Origin of the sequence: Bradyrhizobium nanningense, assembly GCF_004114535.1 — a bacterium.
GTDB lineage: Bacteria > Pseudomonadota > Alphaproteobacteria > Rhizobiales > Xanthobacteraceae > Bradyrhizobium > Bradyrhizobium nanningense.
The window spans coordinates 41,587-59,963 of sequence record NZ_LBJC01000007.1 but is presented as its reverse complement, the minus strand read 5'-3'; the positions used below and the strand labels follow the sequence as shown (position 1 = coordinate 59,963).

Sequence of the window (18,377 nt, the reverse complement as noted above, 5' to 3'; positions counted from 1 at the left end):
AGTGTATCATTGTTTGATACATTTGCAGCGTTCGTATCAGTGTATGATACATTCTCCAGAGGCTACCCCTCCACATTCGCCTTCATCGCCGCCTCGAACTTGTCGACGAACTCGGCGAGCTCGTCGGCGCCGATATCGCTGACGGCCCAGAAGTTCAGGCCTCGATTGCCCCAGCGACGGCAGTTGAAGCCTTGCATGGTCTCGGTCTTGGGCGCGCGGTATTCCGCGTTCGATGTCTGCGACACGAACAGATTGACCACGTGCTGCCGGCGCTTGTAGACGACCGCGCCGATGGCGCGGGCGTCGACATAGTCGAGCCGGCCGCCGACCAGCGTAAAACCCTGCGCGGTCAGGTCGATCACGGGCGGGGCGACGTCAAGCTTGCCGTTGAACCACGGCTTGACCGTGTGCTGGTCGGTGGAGACCACGTCGATGAGATGACCGGCCTGGAGCGAGCGCAGATGCGCGGAGACCACCTCCGACAGGATGCGCTGCTGGTCGTCCTGGCGCAGCACCAATGCGACGACGCCCGTTGCGGCGAGCGCGGAGACCGCCGAGCCCATCGCAAAGCCACGCAGCACCGAGCGGCGGGTCGGCTGGGGCTGCGGCTTCGGCAGCGAGGCCTCGATCCGCGTGCGCAGGCTTGCCGGCGCGGTGTAGCGCAGATCGGTGTCGGCAAGTACGCGCTGCATTTCGCGCTGCGCGGCGAACTCCGCGGCGCAGTCGGGGCAGCCGGCGATATGGGCTTCGACTTCGCGCGCGTGGCCGGCATCGAGCTCGTTGTCGAGCAGCGCGTGAAGCAGGATCCTTGCTTCGTTGCAGGTCATTTCGCTTGCTCCTCTTCCGCCGTCCAGGCTGCGCGCAGCATGGCGCGCGCGCGGGCGAGGCGGGACATCACGGTGCCGACGGGGGCGCCGACGGCGTCGGCGATTTCACGATAGGACAGGTTGTTGATCTCGCGCAGCACGAAGGTTTCCTTGAACGGCTCGGCGAGCGCGTCGATCAGCTTGCGGATGGCGCCGGCATCGCGGCTGCGCAGCACCTCGGTCTCCGGGCTTGCCTCACTCTCCTGCCAGATCGGCGTCCGATCGGCGGCGCCGGGCGTATCCTCGATCGCGCTGGGCCGATGCGCGCGCCGCGCATATTCGGCGTTGCAGACGTTGCGCAGGATCGCGAACAGCCAGGGCTTCATGGCCGGTCCGCGATAGCTGTCAAAGTGCTTCAGCGCGCGCAGATAGCACTCCTGCACCGCATCTTCCGCATCGGAGGCATCGCGCAGCAGATAGCGCGCGAGCGTGTAGACGTCGTCGAGATAGGGCAGCGCCGCCTCACGGAAGCGTTGCGCCTTCTGCAAATCGTCGTTGGCGGGCATCGCTCCTCGCTTTGCCTCTTGTTCTGCTTGTGGCTTCGTTTCGTCCCTGTTCGTCTTGCCGGGGTGCGTGACCGAAGGCAGACGAGCCCGGCCGGCGTGGGACCACCGGCCGGGCAAGACGTTGATGCCTTGGTTGGAGACGTTACTCAACCTTGATCATCCCCGTCATGTGCGGGTGCAACGAACAAAAATACTTGTAGTCGCCCGCATTGGTGAAGGTGAACGAGAACTTGTCGTCGGTATCCAGGGTCTTGGACCGGAACTTGCCGGCCGATACCACGGTGTGCGGGATGTCGTCCCGGTTGGTCCAGGTCACGGTGGTGCCGACCTTGATATTGAGCTCGGCCGGCTGGAAGACGAAATTGTCGATATGGATCTCCAGGTCGTCGGCACGGGCTTTTGTCGCGGGCAGCAGGATGGCCGCAGCCAAGGCGAGGCCGAGATCGACACCGAAGTCGCGGCGGTTGAGAGTCTTCATGGTCAGCTTCCACCTTAGCCCTGGAGCGGCGTGTCGATGATCGCGAGCCGCTGCTCGTTCTGCTTGAAGCTGACGCTGGCAACGCCGAGCATGCCGCGGAGCTTTGCGTCCTCGACCTTCATCGGACCGGGCGAGGGGGCGGCCCCCGGCGCGGGTTGCGGGAAGGCGGTCGAGCGCGCGGTGTGGAAGGTGACGTTGCCCTCGACCTTCTGCATCACCTGGTGGATGTGGCCGTTCAGGACGGTGACCGAGCCGAAGCCTTTCACGTGTTCAAGCGCGCGGCCGCCGTCCTCGGTGCCCCAACCCCATTGCGGATAGACGGTCCAGAGCGGGATGTGCGCGAACAGCACGATCGGCGTCGATTTCGACTTGCCGCGCAGATCGTCCTCGAGCCAGGCGAGCTGCTCGGCGCCGAGATTGCCGAGGCCGCCGGCCTTGAGGTCGACCACATTGACGAGGCCGATGAAGTGCACGCCACCGGCGTCGAACGAATACCAGCCGTGGCCCTTGGTGCCGCGGCCGTATCGCTCGCGATAGAGCTTCACCTCCTCGTCGATGAAGTCGTGCTCGCCGGGCACGTAATGCACATCGAGCTTGGTCTGCGAGATGATGCGATCGGCATTGTCAAACTCGCTGGCCTTGGACAGATGGGTGATGTCACCGGTATGGATCATGAAGGACGGTTTGGCCGGCATGGCGTTGATCTTGTTGACAGCTTCCTCAAGCGTGCCGAGCGCGTTGGGATTGGCCGGCTTGTCGAAGCCGACATGGCTGTCGCTGATCTGGAGGAAGGTCATGCCCGGCGCGGCCGCGGTCGCAGCTTGCGCGGAATCGATGATGCCGAGCGAGCGCGGCACGCCGCCCGTGACAGTCCAGAGCACCCCGGTGCCGGCCCAGGTCATGCATTCCAGCACCTTGCGGCGGCTGACGCCGTCGTCCCCGTGATCGTGTCCGCTCATCGCACGTCTCCACTTCGCCCGGAATTGGGCTTTCGGGGAGGTGATCGGGGGTGCGGGGGACTTATTCCCGGGGGAGATGACGATTTCGTGAGGAGGGAGCGTGTCCCGGACGCGGCGCAGCGCCTCTTGGCGGTGCGACGCAGAGCCGGGACCCAGAAGGCCGCGCAGCATGCGGTGAGTTGGGCCCCGGCTCGGCGCAGCAGCCTTGCACGCTGCAACGCGTCCGGGGCACGAGACCTACTTTGCGAACTCCCGCGCCGCTTCCACCACGGCCGCCGGCACCTCCTGCGCCACGCAATGCCCGGCGCTTTCAAAGACCAGCGTGCTGACTTGCGGAATCAGCGACACCGCGCGTCGCGCCATCTCGCAGTAGATCGGCCCGGACTTCGCGGCGGTCGCGACGCGCACCGGGCAGTCGATCTCGGCGAGCGAGCCGAACGGATTGCCGCGGACATCCCCAACGTAGACCTGCGTCATCGCCTCGTAGATCGGACGCAGCATCGCCGACTCGATCTCGGGCGTGCAGCAGAGCCGGACCCGGCCATTCTCCAGCGGCACAAAGCCGTGGCGAACATAGGCCCGAAGCGAGGTCTCGGTCCAATCCGCAAACGTCGGCGCCGTGCGATAGCGTTCGAAGACGGCATCAGCACTGTCGAACTCGGCGCGCCGGCGCAGCGTGCGCTGTATTTGCGATAGGGAGTCATCGCCCAATCCGCCAGAGCGCGCCGCGCGCGGGTCCATCGCGGTCGGCTCCATCACGAACAGCCGCGTGAAACGCCCGGGCGCAAGTTTTGCCGCGAGCAGAAGGTCGGTCGCGCCGGCACTGTGGCCGATGCCGTAGACGTCGCGCAGATCGAGCGCGTCGATCACCCGGCAGATGTCCTCGGCAAAGTCCAAGAAATGATAGGCGCCGGGTTTGTGGCTCGCGCCATGGCCGCGGCGGTCGAGCGCATAGACGGTATAGGTCGATGCAAGCTCGCGCGCGACCTCGTCCCAGACGTCGGCGACGAAGCCTGTGCCGTGCACGAGCAGGGCGGGCGGCTTGCCGCGCTCGCCCCGTTGCAACATGGCGATCTCTGCGCCGGCGGGGCCGATGGAAAAGCGGTGTGGGCTGGTCATGATGGCGGGACGCTACTTCGCATCCTCCAAAATCATCGTCGCGCCCTTCTCGGCGATCATCGCGGTCGGTGTGTTGGTATTGCCCGAGGTGATGGTCGGCATGATCGAGGCATCGACAATGCGCAGGCCTTCGAGGCCGTAGAAGCGCAGGCGCTCGTCGACCACGGCCATCGGATCGCTCACCGCGCCCATCTTCGCCGTGCCGACGGGATGGAAGATGGTGGTGCCGATATCGCCGGCGGCTTTTGCGAGCGAGGCATCGTCGTCGCCGACGGTGGGACCGGGCAGATATTCGCTCGGGCGATATTTGGCGAGCGCCTTCTGCTGCATCAGGCGGCGGGTGGTGCGGATGGCGTCGGCGGCGACCTGACGGTCGTCGTCGGTCGACAGATAATTCGGCGCGATGATCGGTTTCTCGTCCGGGCTCGCCGAGCGCAGCCGCACGATGCCGCGCGCTGTCGGCTGGAGATTGCAGGCGCTGACGGTGATAGCGGGGAAGCGGTGCAGGGGATCGCCGAACTTGTCGAGCGATAGCGGCTGCACATGGAACTGGATGTTGGCGCGTGCGCGCGTCGCATCGGAGCGCGTGAAGATACCGAGCTGCGACGGCGCCATGGTCAGCGGGCCGCGGCGGCGGAAGGCGTAGTCGAGACCCATCAACCCGCGGCGGAACAGATTGTAATAGGTCTCGTTCAGCGTGCGCACGCCCTCGACCTTGTAAATCGCCCGCTGTTGCAGATGGTCCTGCAGATTGCGCCCTACACCCGGCTTGTCCATGACGATGTCGATGCCGAGTGGCGACAACCAGTCGGCCGGCCCGATGCCGGAGCGATGCAGCACCTGCACCGAGCCGATCGAGCCGGCCGAGAGCACCACCTCGCGTTTCGCGCGTGCCTCGATCATCTCGCCGTTCTGAATGAAGCGCACGCCGACGGCGTGGCCCTGCTCGATGATGAGGCGGTCGACCAGCACATGCTTCTCGAGCCGCAAGTTCGCCCGGTTGAGCGCGGGCTTGAGGAAGCCGCGCGCCGAGGACCAGCGCCGGCCGCGCTTCTGGTTGACATGGAAATAGCTGGTGCCTTCGTTGTCGCCGGTGTTGAAATCCGGGATGCGCTTGATGCCCATCTCCTCGGCGGCATCGCCAACCGCATCGAGAATGTCCCAGGACAGCCGCGGCGCTTCGATACGCCAGCCGCCGCCCGCGCCGTGATGCTCGCTTGCGCCAAGGAAATGGTCCTCTAGCTTCCTGAACAGCGGCAGCACGTCGTCATAGCCCCAGCCGGTCATGCCGAGCTGGCGCCAGTGATCGTAATCGGCAGCCTGCCCGCGCATCGAGATCATGGCGTTGATCGCCGAGCAGCCTCCGATCACCTTGCCGCGGGGATAGGCGAGCGAGCGGCCGTTCAGCCCCGGCTCGGCCTCAGTCTTGAACATCCAATCCGAGCGCGGATTGCCGATCGCGAAGAGATAGCCCACGGGGATGTGGAACCAGATCCAGTTGTCGTCGCCGCCGGCTTCGAGGACGAGGACGCGATTCCTGGAATCGGCCGAGAGCCGGTTGGCGACGATGCAGCCGGCCGTGCCGGCTCCGACGACAATGTAGTCAAACTCACCTTCGAGCCGTCTTGGCATTCTGCTCCCACCCGGATGGTCAATCGACGTTTCGTCCTAATAGGCAGACGTCGCGGGCCGGGACAAGCCCGGCCATGCCGGCAGGTCAGGGCTAGGCCCCGATCCCGGGCAGTTGGGTGGACTGCTGCTTGCATGGTAGAGAGTCCTGTATTCCAACAAAGCTCGAGACCCTCAATGCCCATCGTGAACCGCGTCGCCGACCTTCAACCCGATATTCAGGCCTGGCGCCGGGACATTCATCAGCATCCCGAGCTGCTGTACGACGTTCATCGCACTGCAGCATTCGTGGCGGATCGGCTGCGGGAGTTCGGCTGCGATGAGGTCGTGACCGGCCTTGGCCAGACCGGCGTGGTCGGCGTCATCAAGGGGAATAAGCCGGCCGGCGAGGGGCTCAAGGTGATCGGCATGCGTGCCGACATGGACGCGCTGCCCGTCGACGAGCAGACCAACCTGTCTTACGCCTCCAAGACCCCGGGCAAGATGCACGCCTGCGGCCATGACGGCCACACCGCGATGCTGCTCGGGGCAGCCCGCTACCTCGCCGAGACCCGCAATTTTGCCGGCGATGCGGTCGTTATTTTCCAGCCGGCCGAAGAGGGCGGCGCCGGCGGCGCGGCCATGGTCAAGGACGGCCTGATGGAGCGGTTCGGCATCGAGCAGGTCTACGGCATGCATAATGGTCCGGGCATTCCGGTCGGCTCGTTCGCGATCCGGCCTGGTCCGATCATGGCGGCGACCGACGAGGTCGACATCATGATCGAGGGCCTCGGCGGTCACGCCGCGCGTCCGCACAAATGCATCGATTCCGTGCTGGTCGGCGCGCAGGTGATCTCGGCGCTGCAGTCGATTGTCGCGCGCAGCGTCGATCCCCTGGAATCGGCGGTGATCTCGATCTGCGAATTCCACGCCGGCAACGCCCGCAACGTCATTCCGCAGACGGCGACGCTGAGGGGCACCATCCGCACGCTCTCGCCCGAGGTGCGCAAGCTCGTCGAGAAGCGCGTGCACGAGGTCGTGGCTGGCGTGGCGCAGATCACCGGCGCCAAGATCGACCTGCACTACAAGCGTAACTACCCGGTCGTGAACAACCACGCCGCGGAGACCGAGGTGGCGCAGCGCATCGCCAAGCAGGTCGCAGGCGATGCCAATGTGCACGAGATGCCGCCGCTGATGGGCGGCGAGGATTTCGCCTACATGCTGGAAGCGAGGCCCGGCGCCTTCATCTTCTGCGGCAACGGCGACAGCGCCGGCCTGCATCACCCCGCCTACAATTTCAACGACGAGGCCATCGTCTACGGCACGTCCTACTGGGTGAAGCTAGTCGAGGAACAGCTGGCGGCGTCGTAAGGCTAAGCTCAAAACACAAATGAAAAGGGCCCGTGCATCGCACGGGCCCTTTGTCTTTGAGGAGCGTGATCGCTCAGAAGATGCGCGAGAAGATCACGTAGAGCGTGGCCGACAGCATGATCGCGCAGGGCAGCGTCAGCACCCAGGCCATCAGCAGGTTGCGGATGGTCGACCATTGCAGGCCCGAACCGTTGGCCGCCATGGCGCCGGCGACGCCGGACGACAGCACGTGCGTGGTCGAGACCGGCAGGCCGAACATGTCGGCGGCACCGATCGTGGCGGCGGCCACGAGCTCGGCGGACGCGCCCTGCGCATAGGTGAGGTGGCTCTTGCCGATCTTCTCGCCGACGGTGACGACGATGCGCTTCCAGCCGATCATGGTGCCGAGGCCGAGCGCGATGGCGACCGCGATCTTCACCCAGGTCGGAATGAACTTGGTGGCGGCATCGAGCGAGCCCTTGTAGGCGTTCAGGGTCGCGATCTCCTCCTTGCCGAGATCGTTCTCCTTGTCCTTCATCAGGAAGCGGATCGCTTCCGACGTCATGTACATGTCGTTGCGGGTGTTGCCGACGGCTTCCGCCGGGACCTTGTTCAGCGTGCCGTATTTGGCGACCTGATCGCCGACGTCCTTCACCAGCACGGCGAGCGAGGGATAGGTGCCCTCGTTGATCTGATGCAGCGCGATGTATTGCGTCACGGCCGGGCGGGGATCGCCGATGATGCTGTGACCGGCGCCTTTCGCCGCGATCACCTTGGACGCGGCGTCCGAGGTCTTCTGGAACTGGGCGACCTGGGATTCCGGCAGCGCGCGGTTGAGGGCGTAAGCCGTCGGCACCGTGCCGATCAGGATCAGCATGATCAGGCCCATGCCCTTCTGGCCGTCATTGGAGCCGTGCGCGAAGCTGACGCCGGTGCAGGTTGCGATCAGCAGGCCGCGGATCCAGAGCGGTGGCGCCTTGTTGCCTTCGGGCGCGGCGTAGAGCGCCGGGTTGCGCACGATGAACTTGAGCAGCAGCAGCAGCACGGCGGCGCAGATGAAGCCGACCAGCGGCGACAGCAGCAGCGCGTAGCCGATCTCGGTGGCCTTGCTCCAGTCCACGCCCGAGGTGCCGTCGCGGCCGCGCATGACGGCGTTGGCGACGCCGACGCCGATGATCGAGCCGATCAGCGTGTGCGAGGAGGAGGCGGGCAGGCCGAAGAGCCAGGTGCCGAGATTCCACAGGATCGCGGCGATCAGCAGCGCGAACACCATGGCGAAACCGGCGCTGGAGCCGACCTGGAGGATCAGCTCGACCGGCAGCAGCGAGACGATGCCGAAGGCGACCGCGCCGGAGGACAAGAGCACGCCAAGGAAGTTGAAGAAGCCCGACCACATCACCGCGACTTCGGCCGGCAGCGAATGGGTGTAGATCACGGTCGCGACCGCATTGGCGGTGTCGTGGAAGCCGTTGACGAACTCGAAGCCGAGCGCGATCAGCAGCGCGACGAACAGCAGGATGTAGGGCAGGTAGGTCGTCACGCGTGTGCCGGTCGCGTTGACGTCGACATAAATGCTGTAGGCGACGAACAGAAGGCCAACGGCGAGGATGCCGAAGAACAGGATCATCGTCAGTGGATTGAAGCCCTTGTCGAGATTTGGCCGCGAGGCCGGCTGGACGGGCGCGGGATCTGCTACCGCGCGGTCGAATGCAACATCGGTCATGTCTGGACGCCCCTTGACTTGCAATTGAGGGGCATTGTCTGCGACGGATTTGAAGGCGGGATGACAAGCGGCGGTTGAAAACCGCTTTCTTGCCAGTATTCAGGCGGCGCGCGCCGCTTTCCTCTGCAAGCTCGCGGCAATCTTCAAATCGTCGACAAACCGACGATATTCCAGCGCCTTGGCTTCCGGATCAGGCAGTCGCAGCAGGTAGGACGGGTGCACCGTCACCAGCGCTTTTCGTCCGTCGGGAAGCTCTATGAGGCGGCCGCGGCTCTTGCCGATCGGGGTGATCTTGCCGAATACACTTTGTGCCGCGGTGGCACCCATCGCCACGATCAGATCGGGCTGAATTGCCGCAACCTCCCGCTCAAACCATTGCCGGCATGCCCGGATCTCAGGCGTATTCGGCTTCTGGTGCAGGCGGATCTTTCCGCGCGGCACGAATTTGAAGTGCTTGACCGCGTTGGTGACATAGACCTTCTTGCGGTCGACGCCGGCTTCCTCCAGCGCACGGTCCAGCATCTGCCCGGCCGGGCCGACGAAGGGATGGCCGGCGAGGTCTTCCTTGTCGCCGGGCTGCTCGCCGACCAGCATGATGTTGGCTGACTTCGGGCCTTCGCCGAACACGGTCTGGGTCGCGTCCTTGTAGAGATGGCAGGCGCGGCAATGCGCGGCTTCCTCGCGGAGGGATTCGAGATCGTCGGCGGTGGTCTTGCGTTTCATCGGAGCCTCCGGCCGCTTCTGGGGCTTGTGCGGATCGGTTGCGGCGTTGGCGATCATGGCGCCGGTCATGCGCTCGGCGTCCTCGATCAAGGGCTTAATGATCGAAGCCTCGGGCAGGTTCCTCCAGTATTTCTTCGGCATCTCGGCCTGCATCGCCTTCACCTTGAGCCGGGCCGGATTGAAGATGCTGGCGTAGTAACGCCGCCAGGTTTCCTCGAGTCGGTCTTCGCCCGGCGCCTCGCTCTTGCTGACACCTGAGGTGAACGAGAGCGCGTGGCCATCCCAGTGCGCGCAGAGGTCCGGCGTCAGGATCGACCAGGGCATGTCGGCAAAGCGCCGGGCGAAGAACGGCGCGGCGAGCTCCACGATGTGATGCTCCGGCTCGAACCAGGCAACGTAATGCGCTGCGCGTTCCCTGCCGATCTCGCGGAAGCGCACGAAGGCATGCATCTTGTGCTCGTCGCGATGAACCGCTCTCGCCATGGCGGTGACTTGCGCGACGTCAGGGTCGGTCGCGACCTCGATGAGATCGTGATTGTCCTTCAGCCGAAACAGCAGCCGATAGAGGATGGCAAAGCGCTCGGGATCGCGGTGCAGAATCGCTGCTTTCGCGAGCTCGATGAATTTGCCTGACACGTTGAAGGTGCCGTCGTTCACCTCCAGGATCGGTGACGGCGCGGGCGGTGCGAACAGCTCGGTTTCGCCGCCTTGCACGGCCCAGGTGACGTCGGCGGGCTTCACGTGATGGAGCACGAGGCTGCGTGCGGCTTTGCGCCAGCCGTCGAAATCGGTTTCGGTGTCGAGGATGATGTATTGCATCAGAAGCCAAACCCCAATTGTGTTGCCTTCGGTTTGAACCGTTCGATCAGCCGCGCGTCGTCGAGACGGTGTGGCGAGGGACGGTGATCGCTGAGGACGATGAACGGCAGCGCCTTGTGCTTGGGCACGTGCAGGCGCGCGAGATCGGCGAGGCGGATCGTGGTGGTGCGCCGTGTCGCGATGATGCGTTCGACCGCCCTGGTGCCGAAGCCCGGCACGCGCAGCAATTCCTCACGGCTGGCGCGGTTGACGTCGAGCGGGAAGCGGTCGCGGTGGCGCAGCGCCCAGGCGAGCTTTGGATCGATCTCGAGCGGCAGCATCGCGCTGTCGTCGACGATCTCCGCAACGTCGAAGCCGTAGAACCGCATCAGCCAGTCGGCCTGATAGAGCCGGTGCTCGCGCAGCAGCGGCGGCTGCACCAGAGGCAAGGCGCGGCTCGCGTCGGGAATCGGGCTGAAGGCGGAATAATAGACGCGCCGCAGCCGGTAGGCGCCGTAGAGATTGGCGCTGGTGTGGAGAATGGTGTGGTCGGAGGCGCTGTCTGCGCCAACGATCATCTGCGTGCTTTGCCCGGCGGGCGCAAAGCGCTGCGGCCTGGCCTTCGTCTTTGCGCTGCGGTCTTCCTCGGCCTCGTCGAGCTTCAGCCGCAGCCGGCCCATGGTGTGGCGGATCGCGCGCACGTCCTTCTCCGGCGCGAATTGCTGCAGGCTCGCCTCCTGCGGCATCTCGATGTTGATGGAGAGACGATCGGCATATTTGCCGGCCTCCGCGATCAGCACGTCGTCGGCCTCGGGAATGGTCTTCAGATGGATGTAGCCGCGGAAGTGATGCTCCTCGCGCAGTTTTCGCGCGACGCTGACCACTTGCTCCATGGTGTAATCGGGGCTGCGGATGATGCCGGAGGAGAGGAAGAGACCTTCGATGTAATTGCGCCGGTAGAAGTCGAGCGTCAGCTTGACCACTTCCGCGATGGTGAAGCGGGCGCGCGGCACGTTCGAGGAGGCGCGGTTGACGCAATAGAGGCAATCGTAATTGCAGGCGTTGGTCAGCAGCACCTTGAGCAGGGAGATGCAGCGTCCGTCCGGTGCATAGGAATGGCAGATGCCCATGCCCGGTGCGGTCGAACCCATGCCCTTGCCGTCGCTGGAATCCCGCTTTTCGGTGCCGCTGGAGGCGCAGGACGCGTCGTACTTGGCGGCATCGGCCAGGATCTCCAGCTTGCGTTGCACATCCATGTTTGAATCCCTTTGATTCCGCTGATGAATCCGACAGATCGCCAATTCGATTGACTCTTCGGGCGTCGTTAGCTTTATATTAGAACATATCATGAACAAATGGGCCAGCCGCTGGTTCTTCTTTTGAAGACCACGGCACCAATTCCTGAGGAGCGGCGAGCATGAGCGGCGCACGTATGAGCGCGCTTGCGATCTTGCGCGGCCAGATCGAGCGCATCGAGACGGCGGAGGTCGTGCATCGGCACGATCGGGTGGCGCTCGGCCACGGCGAGGTCGACGACGCGCTGAAGGGCGGGCTCGCCCGCGCGGCGATCCACGAGGTGTTTTGCGCTGGGCCTCAGGGCGCGGCGGCAACGGGGTTTGTCATGGGCCTCGCAGGGCGCGTGACGGCACGCAAACCGCTGCTGTGGGTGCGGCAGGATTTTTCGGAAATCGAAACCGGCGCGCTGTCGATGAGCGGGCTCAAAGAGCTCGGCCTCGATCCGCGCCGCGTGGTGATGGTCCGCGCCGCCGATGTCGAGAGCGCGCTGCGCACCTCGGCCGATGCGCTCGCCTGCGACGCGCTGGGCGCCGTCGTGCTCGAGCTTTGGGGCGAGACCAGGCAGTTCGATCTGGTGGCGAGCCGCAAGCTGACGCTGGCCGCGCAAGGCTCCGGCGTCACCGGCCTGATGCTGCGCATGGCGGCGCAACCTTTGCCGTCGACCGCGGAGACGCGATGGATGCTGCGCGCGGCGCATTCGCCGCCGGGATCGGCTTCAATGCCTGCGGCGCCTTGGGACGCCTGGGGCGCGCCGCGCTTCGATGCCGAGCTGTTGCGCAATCGTCATGGCCCGTGCGGCCGGTGGATCATGGAATGGAATTGTGATGAGTGCCAGTTCAGTGAGCCGTCGACGTATTCTCAGCCTGTGGCTGCCGCGCCTGCCCATCGACCGGATTCAGCGGTTCTTTGGGAACGTCGGGCTAGTTAAGAACAGCAATGAGCCGAGCATCGTCGTCATCAAGGACAACAATGCGTTGGTGATCCATGCACTGGCCGAGGCCGCCGAGCGCCTCGGCCTGTACATCGGCCAACCTCTGGCCAATGCCCGGGCGATGTGCCCAGATCTGAAAGTGTTCGACGCCGATGTCGTGGCCGATGCGAAGACGCTCAGCGACATCGCCGATTGGTGCGACCGCTTCACGCCGCTGGTGGCGCTCGATCCGCCGCACGGGCTGTTCCTCGATATCACCGGCTGCGCACATCTGTTCGGCGGCGAGGCTGCGCTGCTAAAGACGCTGGTTCGTGCGCTCGCTCGCCAGGGCTTTGCCGTCGGTGCGGCGATCGCCGGTACCTCGGTCTGCGCGCGTACGCTGACGCGGCAGGCCTCCGGCAGCATCGTTGCCGATGGCAACGAGACGGCGGCGATCGAGCGGTTTCCGGTGTCCGCGCTCGGCGCAGGCGAGGTCATCACCACCGGCCTGCGCCGCGCCGGCCTCAAGACCATCGGCGACGTCGCCGCGCGCGCGCCGAGCGAGATCACGGCGCGGTTCGGCGCCCGGTTCTCCACGCTGCTCGCCCACGCGCTGGGGCAGGGCGATGCGCCGATCAGCCCGCGCAAGCCGCCGCCCGATTACATCGTGGAGAAGCGCTTTGCCGAGCCGATCGCGACCGACACCATGATCGCGATGACGCTGTCGCGGCTTGCCGACACGTTGATCGCATCCATGGAGAAACAGGGCAAGGGCGCGCGCCGGCTCGAAGCCGCCTTCTTCCGCACCGACGGCGTGGTGCGCGCGATCATGGTCGAGACCGGACGTCCGGTGACGAAAAGCGCGGTGATCGACCGCCTGTTCCGCGAGCGTCTCGATGCGCTCGCCGATCCGCTCGATCCCGGCTTCGGCTTCGATATGGTGCGCCTGTCGGCGAGCCGCACCGAGATCGTGGTGCAGGAGCAGCGCGATCTCGACGCCCATGTCCACGACAATGACGAGCTCGCCGCGCTGATCGACCGCATCGCCGCGCGCATCGGGGGAAAGCGCGTCGTCGTGCATCTGCCTGAGGATACCCATATTCCTGAATGTGCGGTAATGGTCGCGCCGGCGCAGCATTATCTTGCTGCCGCCATGCAGGCCGAATGGCCCGCACGTGTCGAGAGCGAGCCGCCGCTACGTCCCTTAAGGCTGTTCGACAAGCCGGAGCCGATCAAGGTGCCGTTTGCGGCCGTGCCGGATGGTCCGCCGCATCAATTCACCTGGCGGCGCGCGCTGCATGCCGTCGTGCGGGTGGAGGGGCCCGAGCGCATCGCGATGGAATGGTGGCGGCAGGACGGCAAGCAGCTGACGCGGGATTATTTCCGCATCGAGGATGCCGAGGGCCTGCGCTTCTGGATCTTTCGCGACGGTCTTTATGAGGGGGAAGTGTTCGACGATGACGGCAAACCCGCTTCTCCCAATTGGTATGTGCACGGTCTCTTCGCATGAATACGCTTAGCTATGCCGAGATCGGCATCACCACCAACTTCTCCTTCCTGCGCGGCGGCTCGGATCCGCGCGCCTATGTGCATCAGGCAAGCAAGCTCGGCATTCCCGCGATCGGCATTGCCGACCACAACACGATGGCCGGCGTGGTGCGGGCCTACAAGGAGCTCGACAATGACGAGGTTCTGCACAAGCCGAAGCTCCTGATCGGCGCGCGCATCGTCTTCATCGACGGCACGCCCGACATTTTTGTCTATCCGCGCGACCGCGCCGCCTATGGCCGGCTTTGCCAGCTCCTCACCCGGGGCAAGCGCGGCGACGACCTCACGCGGATCGAGAAGGGCGAGTGCCGTCTCACCTTCGCCGATCTCCTGGAATTTTCGGAAGGTCAACTCCTGATCCTGACGCTGCCGCATCGCTTCGATCCGGCACAGGCGCTGGATGTTCTTGCGCAGCTGAAGGCAGGCCGTGCCGAGGGCGTATGGCTGGCGGCGAGCCTGGTCTATCGCGGCGATGACCGGCGCCGCCTGGCGCTGCTCGATGATCTCGCCGCCAAGGCAAAGGTGCCGCTGCTCGCGACCAACGAGGTGCTCTATCACGACCCCGGCCGCCGTCCGCTGCAGGACGTGCTGACCTGCATCCGGGAAAAGACCACGATCGAGGCTGTGGGACGGAGGCTGGAAGCCAATGCCGAGCGCTTTCTGAAGACGCCGCGAGAGATGGCGCGGTTGTTCCGCGATTTTCCTGATGCGATCGCGGAGACCATGCGGTTTGCGGACGCAATCGAATTTTCACTCGACCAGCTCAAATACCAATATCCGGACGAGCCGGTGCCGCCGGGCAAGACCGCGCAGGGACATCTGGAGGATCTGACCTGGGCGGGCGTCGACAAATATTTCGGCGGCAAGATCGAGGACAAGCTGCGCGCGACGCTCAACAAGGAGCTCGCATTGATCGCCGAGCTGAAATACGCGCACTATTTCCTCACCGTGCATGACATCGTGCACTATGCGCGCAGCCAGAACATTTTGTGCCAGGGGCGGGGATCGGCGGCGAATTCGGCCGTGTGCTACGTGCTCGGCATCACCTCGGTCGATCCGACCAAGGTCGATCTGTTGTTTGAGCGCTTCATCTCCAAGGAGCGGCTGGAGCCGCCCGATATCGACGTCGATTTCGAGCATTCGCGCCGCGAGGAGGTGATGCAATATGTCTATCGCCGCTACGGTCGCCATCGGGCCGCGATCATCGCCACCGTCATTCACTACCGCCCGCGCAGTGCCATTCGCGACGTCGGCAAGGCACTGGGCCTGACCGAGGACGTTACCGCCGCGCTCGCTGACACCGTCTGGGGGAGCTGGGGCAAGGGCCTCAACGACATGCAGGTCCGGCAGGCCGGGCTCGATCCTAAAAATCCCATGATCAATCTCGCCGTCGAGCTTGCCACCGAACTGATCGAATTCCCGCGCCATCTCTCCCAGCATGTCGGCGGCTATGTGCTGACGCAGGACCGGCTCGACACCTATGTGCCGATCGGCAATGCCGCGATGGACGACCGCACCTTCATCGAATGGGACAAGGACGACGTCGACGCGCTCAGCATGATGAAGGTCGACGTGCTCGCGCTGGGCATGCTGACCTGCATTCGCAAGTGCTTTGATCTGATCGCGGATCACAAGGGCAAGCGCTGGGTGCTGGCGAGCGTCCCGCAGGACGATCCCAAGGTTTACGACATGCTGTGTGACGGAGAGTCGCTCGGCGTGTTCCAGGTCGAGAGCCGCGCCCAGATGAACATGCTGCCGCGCCTGAAGCCGCGGACCTTCTACGATCTCGTCATCGAAGTTGCGATCGTGCGGCCCGGACCGATCCAGGGCGACATGGTGCATCCGTATTTGCGCCGACGGAACGGGCTTGAGAAGGTGAGCTATCCCTCGCCTTCGCCGGACCATGGCGACAAGGACGAGCTCTACAGGGTGCTGCACAAGACGCTCGGTGTGCCTCTATTCCAGGAGCAGGCGATGCGCATCGCGATCGAGGCGGCCAAATTCACCTCCGAGGAGGCTAACGGCCTGCGCCGTTCGATGGCGACCTTCCGCAATGTCGGCACCATCGGCCAATATGAGGAGAAGCTGATCGGCAACATGGTCGCGCGCGGCTACGATGCCAATTTCGCCAGAAGCTGCTTCGACCAGATCAAGGGTTTCGGCTCCTACGGTTTCCCGGAGAGCCACGCAGCGAGCTTCGCGCAGCTCGTCTACATCTCGTCATGGCTGAAGCATTATCACCCCGACGCCTTCTGCTGCGGCCTGTTGAACTCGCAGCCGATGGGCTTTTATGCGCCGGCGCAAATCGTCGGCGACGCTCGCAAGAACGGCGTCGAGGTTCGTGACATCGACGTGTCCTACAGCTTTGCGCAAAACACGCTGGAGCAGGGAAGCGGCAAATATTGCGCGGTGCGCCTGGGCTTCCGTCAGATCGATGGATTCCACTGGCTGGACGAGGACGAGGAGAGGCTGAAGAGGGATCAGGCGCTACGCAAGCGAAACATAGGTGCGCACGAGTTAGATGCACATCAAGTAGAGGCGCAGGAGTCAGGGACGCACGAACAGTTGGGCTCTCTCCCCCGCAAGGGGGGAGGGAACCCGCCCACCACCCGTGTGGAAGAAATTGAACAAGACTGGGCCGACCGCATCGTCGCCGCCCGCAGCCGCCGCCTCTTCACCTCACTGGAAGACTTTGCCCGCGACACCGGTCTGCCCAAGCGCGCGCTGATCCTGCTGGCGGATGCCGATGCGTTCCGCTCACTCGGGCTCGATCGTCGCGAGGCGCTGTGGCAGGTGCGGCGGCTGCCCGACGACGTGCCGCTGCCGCTGTTCGAGGCGGCGACCGCGCGCGAGCAGCCGGACGAGCATGCCAAGCCGTTGCCCGAGATGCCGCTCCCCGAGCAGGTGGTCGCGGACTACCAGACCATCCGGCTGTCGCTGAAGGGCCATCCGATGGAATTTCTGCGCGAGACGTTTTCGCGCGAGCGGATCGTTGCCTGCAGGGAGATCAGCCACGAGAACGAGCGGCGCCGCGTCCGCTGTGCCGGCGTGGTGCTGGTCCGGCAGCGGCCGGGCAGTGCCAGCGGCGTCGTGTTCATGACGCTGGAGGACGAGACCGGCATCGCCAATGTCGTGGTCTGGCCCAAGATCATGGAGCAGTACCGGAAAGAAGTGATGGGCGCGCGCCTCATCGAGGTTCACGGCTATATCCAGAGCAGCCCCGAAAAGGTGACGCATCTCATTGCCCAGCGCATGATCGACCGCTCGCACGATCTGGTTGGCCTTGCCAACGACGCGCTGAGCCGCAAGCATCCGGTGCCGGCAGGCGCCGACCTGATCGAACCGCTCAACGACGACTCCCGCGCCCATGCGGATATGCCAGCGCAAAAAATCCGCCATCCCCGCAACGTCCGCATCCTGCCGCCGTCGCGGGACTTTCATTGAGGTGTGGTGCGAGATGCCGCCACAGCGTCATTGCGCTCGCAATGACGAGATCGTCGAGCCCATCGCGCACCACACCCTCAGTCGTCAAGCCCGGCCATGACGGCGGAGGAAACCGGAACAGACGTCCTAAAAATTCACCCGGTTCGAAATCGCCCCATCCACGACGAGATTGGAGCCGGTCGTGAACGCCGACACCGGGCTGCCCAGAAACACCGCCGCGCTTGCGATTTCCTGCGGCGTTGCCATGCGGCCCGTCGGATTACGCTTCATCGCGTCGTTGTAGCGCTCGGGCATGTTCTTCTCGATCATGTTCCAGACCCCGCCCTTGAAGTAGACGGTGCCGGGCGACACGACATTCACGCGGATCTTCTTCTTGGCGTATTGTCGCGCCAGTCCCTTGGCCATATGGATCAGCGCCGCCTTGATCGGGCCGTAGGAGCTGGCCAGATCAGCCTGCGCCGCCGAGATCGACGAGATGATGACGAAGGCGGCATCGCCGCTTCGTTCGCCGCTCGTCTCGAGGAACGGCCGCGCGGCGTCGAACGCATGCACGGCGCCGAGCAGGTCGAGCCGGAAATTCTGCTCCCACGATGCGGGATCGTGGCCCTGCGCCATCGCGCCGGCATTGGAGAACAGCAGATCGACGCCGCCAAGCTCCCTAGCGGCGCCTTCGATCCAGGATTTCAACGCCGCGCCGTCGGTGACGTCGACCGGGCCGCCGGTGGCCTTGACGCCGCTCGCCTTTAATTCAGCGACTGTCGCCGCGACCTGATCCGCATTGCGCGCACACACCGCGACATTGGCGCCTTCACCGGCGAGCGTCGCCGCAATCGCCCGCCCGATGCCGCGCGTACCGCCGAGCACGATGGCGTTCTTGCCTTTGAGACCGAGATCCATTGTTGGGTTTCCTTTTTGTTGGTCGTGGAGAGTGTAGCTGTTTCGGAAGACGCCCAGAAGCCTCCACATCGTCATTGCGAGCGCAGCGAAGCAATCCAGAAATGCACCTGCGAAAAATAGTCTGGATTGCTTAGTCGCAAGGGCTCCTCGCA

The 18,377-nt window shown here is 64.7% G+C and carries 14 protein-coding genes; 4 read left to right on the top strand and 10 right to left on the bottom strand.

The window, feature by feature from the left end:
• Window positions 1–62: 62 nt before the first annotated feature.
• From XH84_RS04240 to XH84_RS04215, 6 genes are all read right to left on the bottom strand, one after another.
• Window positions 63–827 carry an anti-sigma factor family protein gene (locus XH84_RS04240; protein ID WP_128917095.1) on the bottom strand — a complete coding sequence of 255 codons (765 nt, stop codon included), beginning with the start codon at window positions 825–827 and terminating at the stop codon, window positions 63–65.
• Complete coding sequence (locus tag XH84_RS04235) at window positions 824–1,372, bottom strand: sigma-70 family RNA polymerase sigma factor (RefSeq protein WP_164935927.1); 549 nt, start codon at window positions 1,370–1,372, stop codon at window positions 824–826. The genes XH84_RS04240 and XH84_RS04235 overlap by 4 nt, the downstream gene beginning before the upstream one ends.
• Before the next feature lie 142 nt (window positions 1,373–1,514).
• Window positions 1,515–1,850, bottom strand: coding sequence for a cupredoxin domain-containing protein (locus XH84_RS04230; protein ID WP_128917096.1), 336 nt, complete (start codon window positions 1,848–1,850; stop codon window positions 1,515–1,517).
• Window positions 1,851–1,864: 14 nt separating this feature from the next.
• On the bottom strand, window positions 1,865–2,809 hold the full coding sequence (locus XH84_RS04225; protein ID WP_128917097.1) for a metallophosphoesterase family protein: 945 nt from the start codon (window positions 2,807–2,809) through the stop codon (window positions 1,865–1,867).
• A gap of 237 nt (window positions 2,810–3,046) precedes the next feature.
• The gene (locus XH84_RS04220) at window positions 3,047–3,928 is read right to left on the bottom strand and encodes an alpha/beta fold hydrolase (RefSeq protein WP_128917098.1); all 882 of its coding nucleotides are present in this window, start codon (window positions 3,926–3,928) and stop codon (window positions 3,047–3,049) included.
• Window positions 3,929–3,940: 12 nt separating this feature from the next.
• Window positions 3,941–5,560 carry a GMC family oxidoreductase gene (locus XH84_RS04215; RefSeq protein WP_128917099.1) on the bottom strand — a complete coding sequence of 540 codons (1,620 nt, stop codon included), beginning with the start codon at window positions 5,558–5,560 and terminating at the stop codon, window positions 3,941–3,943.
• A gap of 174 nt (window positions 5,561–5,734) precedes the next feature.
• Between XH84_RS04215 and XH84_RS04210 the strand changes: the two genes are divergently transcribed.
• Window positions 5,735–6,907, top strand: coding sequence for a M20 aminoacylase family protein (locus XH84_RS04210; protein ID WP_128917100.1), 1,173 nt, complete (start codon window positions 5,735–5,737; stop codon window positions 6,905–6,907).
• A gap of 73 nt (window positions 6,908–6,980) precedes the next feature.
• Here the strand turns inward: XH84_RS04210 and XH84_RS04205 are convergent, their stop codons facing one another.
• The 3 genes from XH84_RS04205 to XH84_RS04195 all read right to left on the bottom strand — a co-directional run bounded on the left by XH84_RS04205 (window position 6,981) and on the right by XH84_RS04195 (window position 11,386).
• Window positions 6,981–8,609 (bottom strand): inorganic phosphate transporter, encoded by a 1,629-nt coding sequence (locus tag XH84_RS04205; protein WP_128917101.1) that lies wholly within the window; start codon window positions 8,607–8,609, stop codon window positions 6,981–6,983.
• Window positions 8,610–8,708: 99 nt separating this feature from the next.
• On the bottom strand, window positions 8,709–10,151 hold the full coding sequence (locus XH84_RS04200; protein ID WP_128917102.1) for a UdgX family uracil-DNA binding protein: 1,443 nt from the start codon (window positions 10,149–10,151) through the stop codon (window positions 8,709–8,711).
• The gene (locus tag XH84_RS04195; protein ID WP_128917103.1) at window positions 10,151–11,386 is read right to left on the bottom strand and encodes a putative DNA modification/repair radical SAM protein; all 1,236 of its coding nucleotides are present in this window, start codon (window positions 11,384–11,386) and stop codon (window positions 10,151–10,153) included. Before XH84_RS04195 ends, XH84_RS04200 begins: the two co-directional genes overlap by 1 nt.
• A 161-nt stretch (window positions 11,387–11,547) precedes the next feature.
• Between XH84_RS04195 and XH84_RS04190 the strand changes: the two genes are divergently transcribed.
• From XH84_RS04190 to XH84_RS04180, 3 genes are read left to right on the top strand one after another with little or no spacing between them, the layout of a single operon-like run.
• Entirely contained in the window at window positions 11,548–12,354 is an 807-nt protein-coding gene (locus XH84_RS04190) for an ImuA family protein (RefSeq protein WP_128917104.1), read from the top strand.
• On the top strand, window positions 12,251–13,846 hold the full coding sequence (locus XH84_RS04185) for a Y-family DNA polymerase (protein WP_164935928.1): 1,596 nt from the start codon (window positions 12,251–12,253) through the stop codon (window positions 13,844–13,846). Before XH84_RS04190 ends, XH84_RS04185 begins: the two co-directional genes overlap by 104 nt.
• Complete coding sequence (locus tag XH84_RS04180) at window positions 13,843–17,328, top strand: error-prone DNA polymerase (RefSeq protein ID WP_128917105.1); 3,486 nt, start codon at window positions 13,843–13,845, stop codon at window positions 17,326–17,328. Before XH84_RS04185 ends, XH84_RS04180 begins: the two co-directional genes overlap by 4 nt.
• A gap of 126 nt (window positions 17,329–17,454) precedes the next feature.
• Here the strand turns inward: XH84_RS04180 and XH84_RS04175 are convergent, their stop codons facing one another.
• Window positions 17,455–18,225 (bottom strand): SDR family NAD(P)-dependent oxidoreductase, encoded by a 771-nt coding sequence (locus tag XH84_RS04175; protein ID WP_128917106.1) that lies wholly within the window; start codon window positions 18,223–18,225, stop codon window positions 17,455–17,457.
• Between the last annotated feature and the right edge of the window lie 152 nt (window positions 18,226–18,377).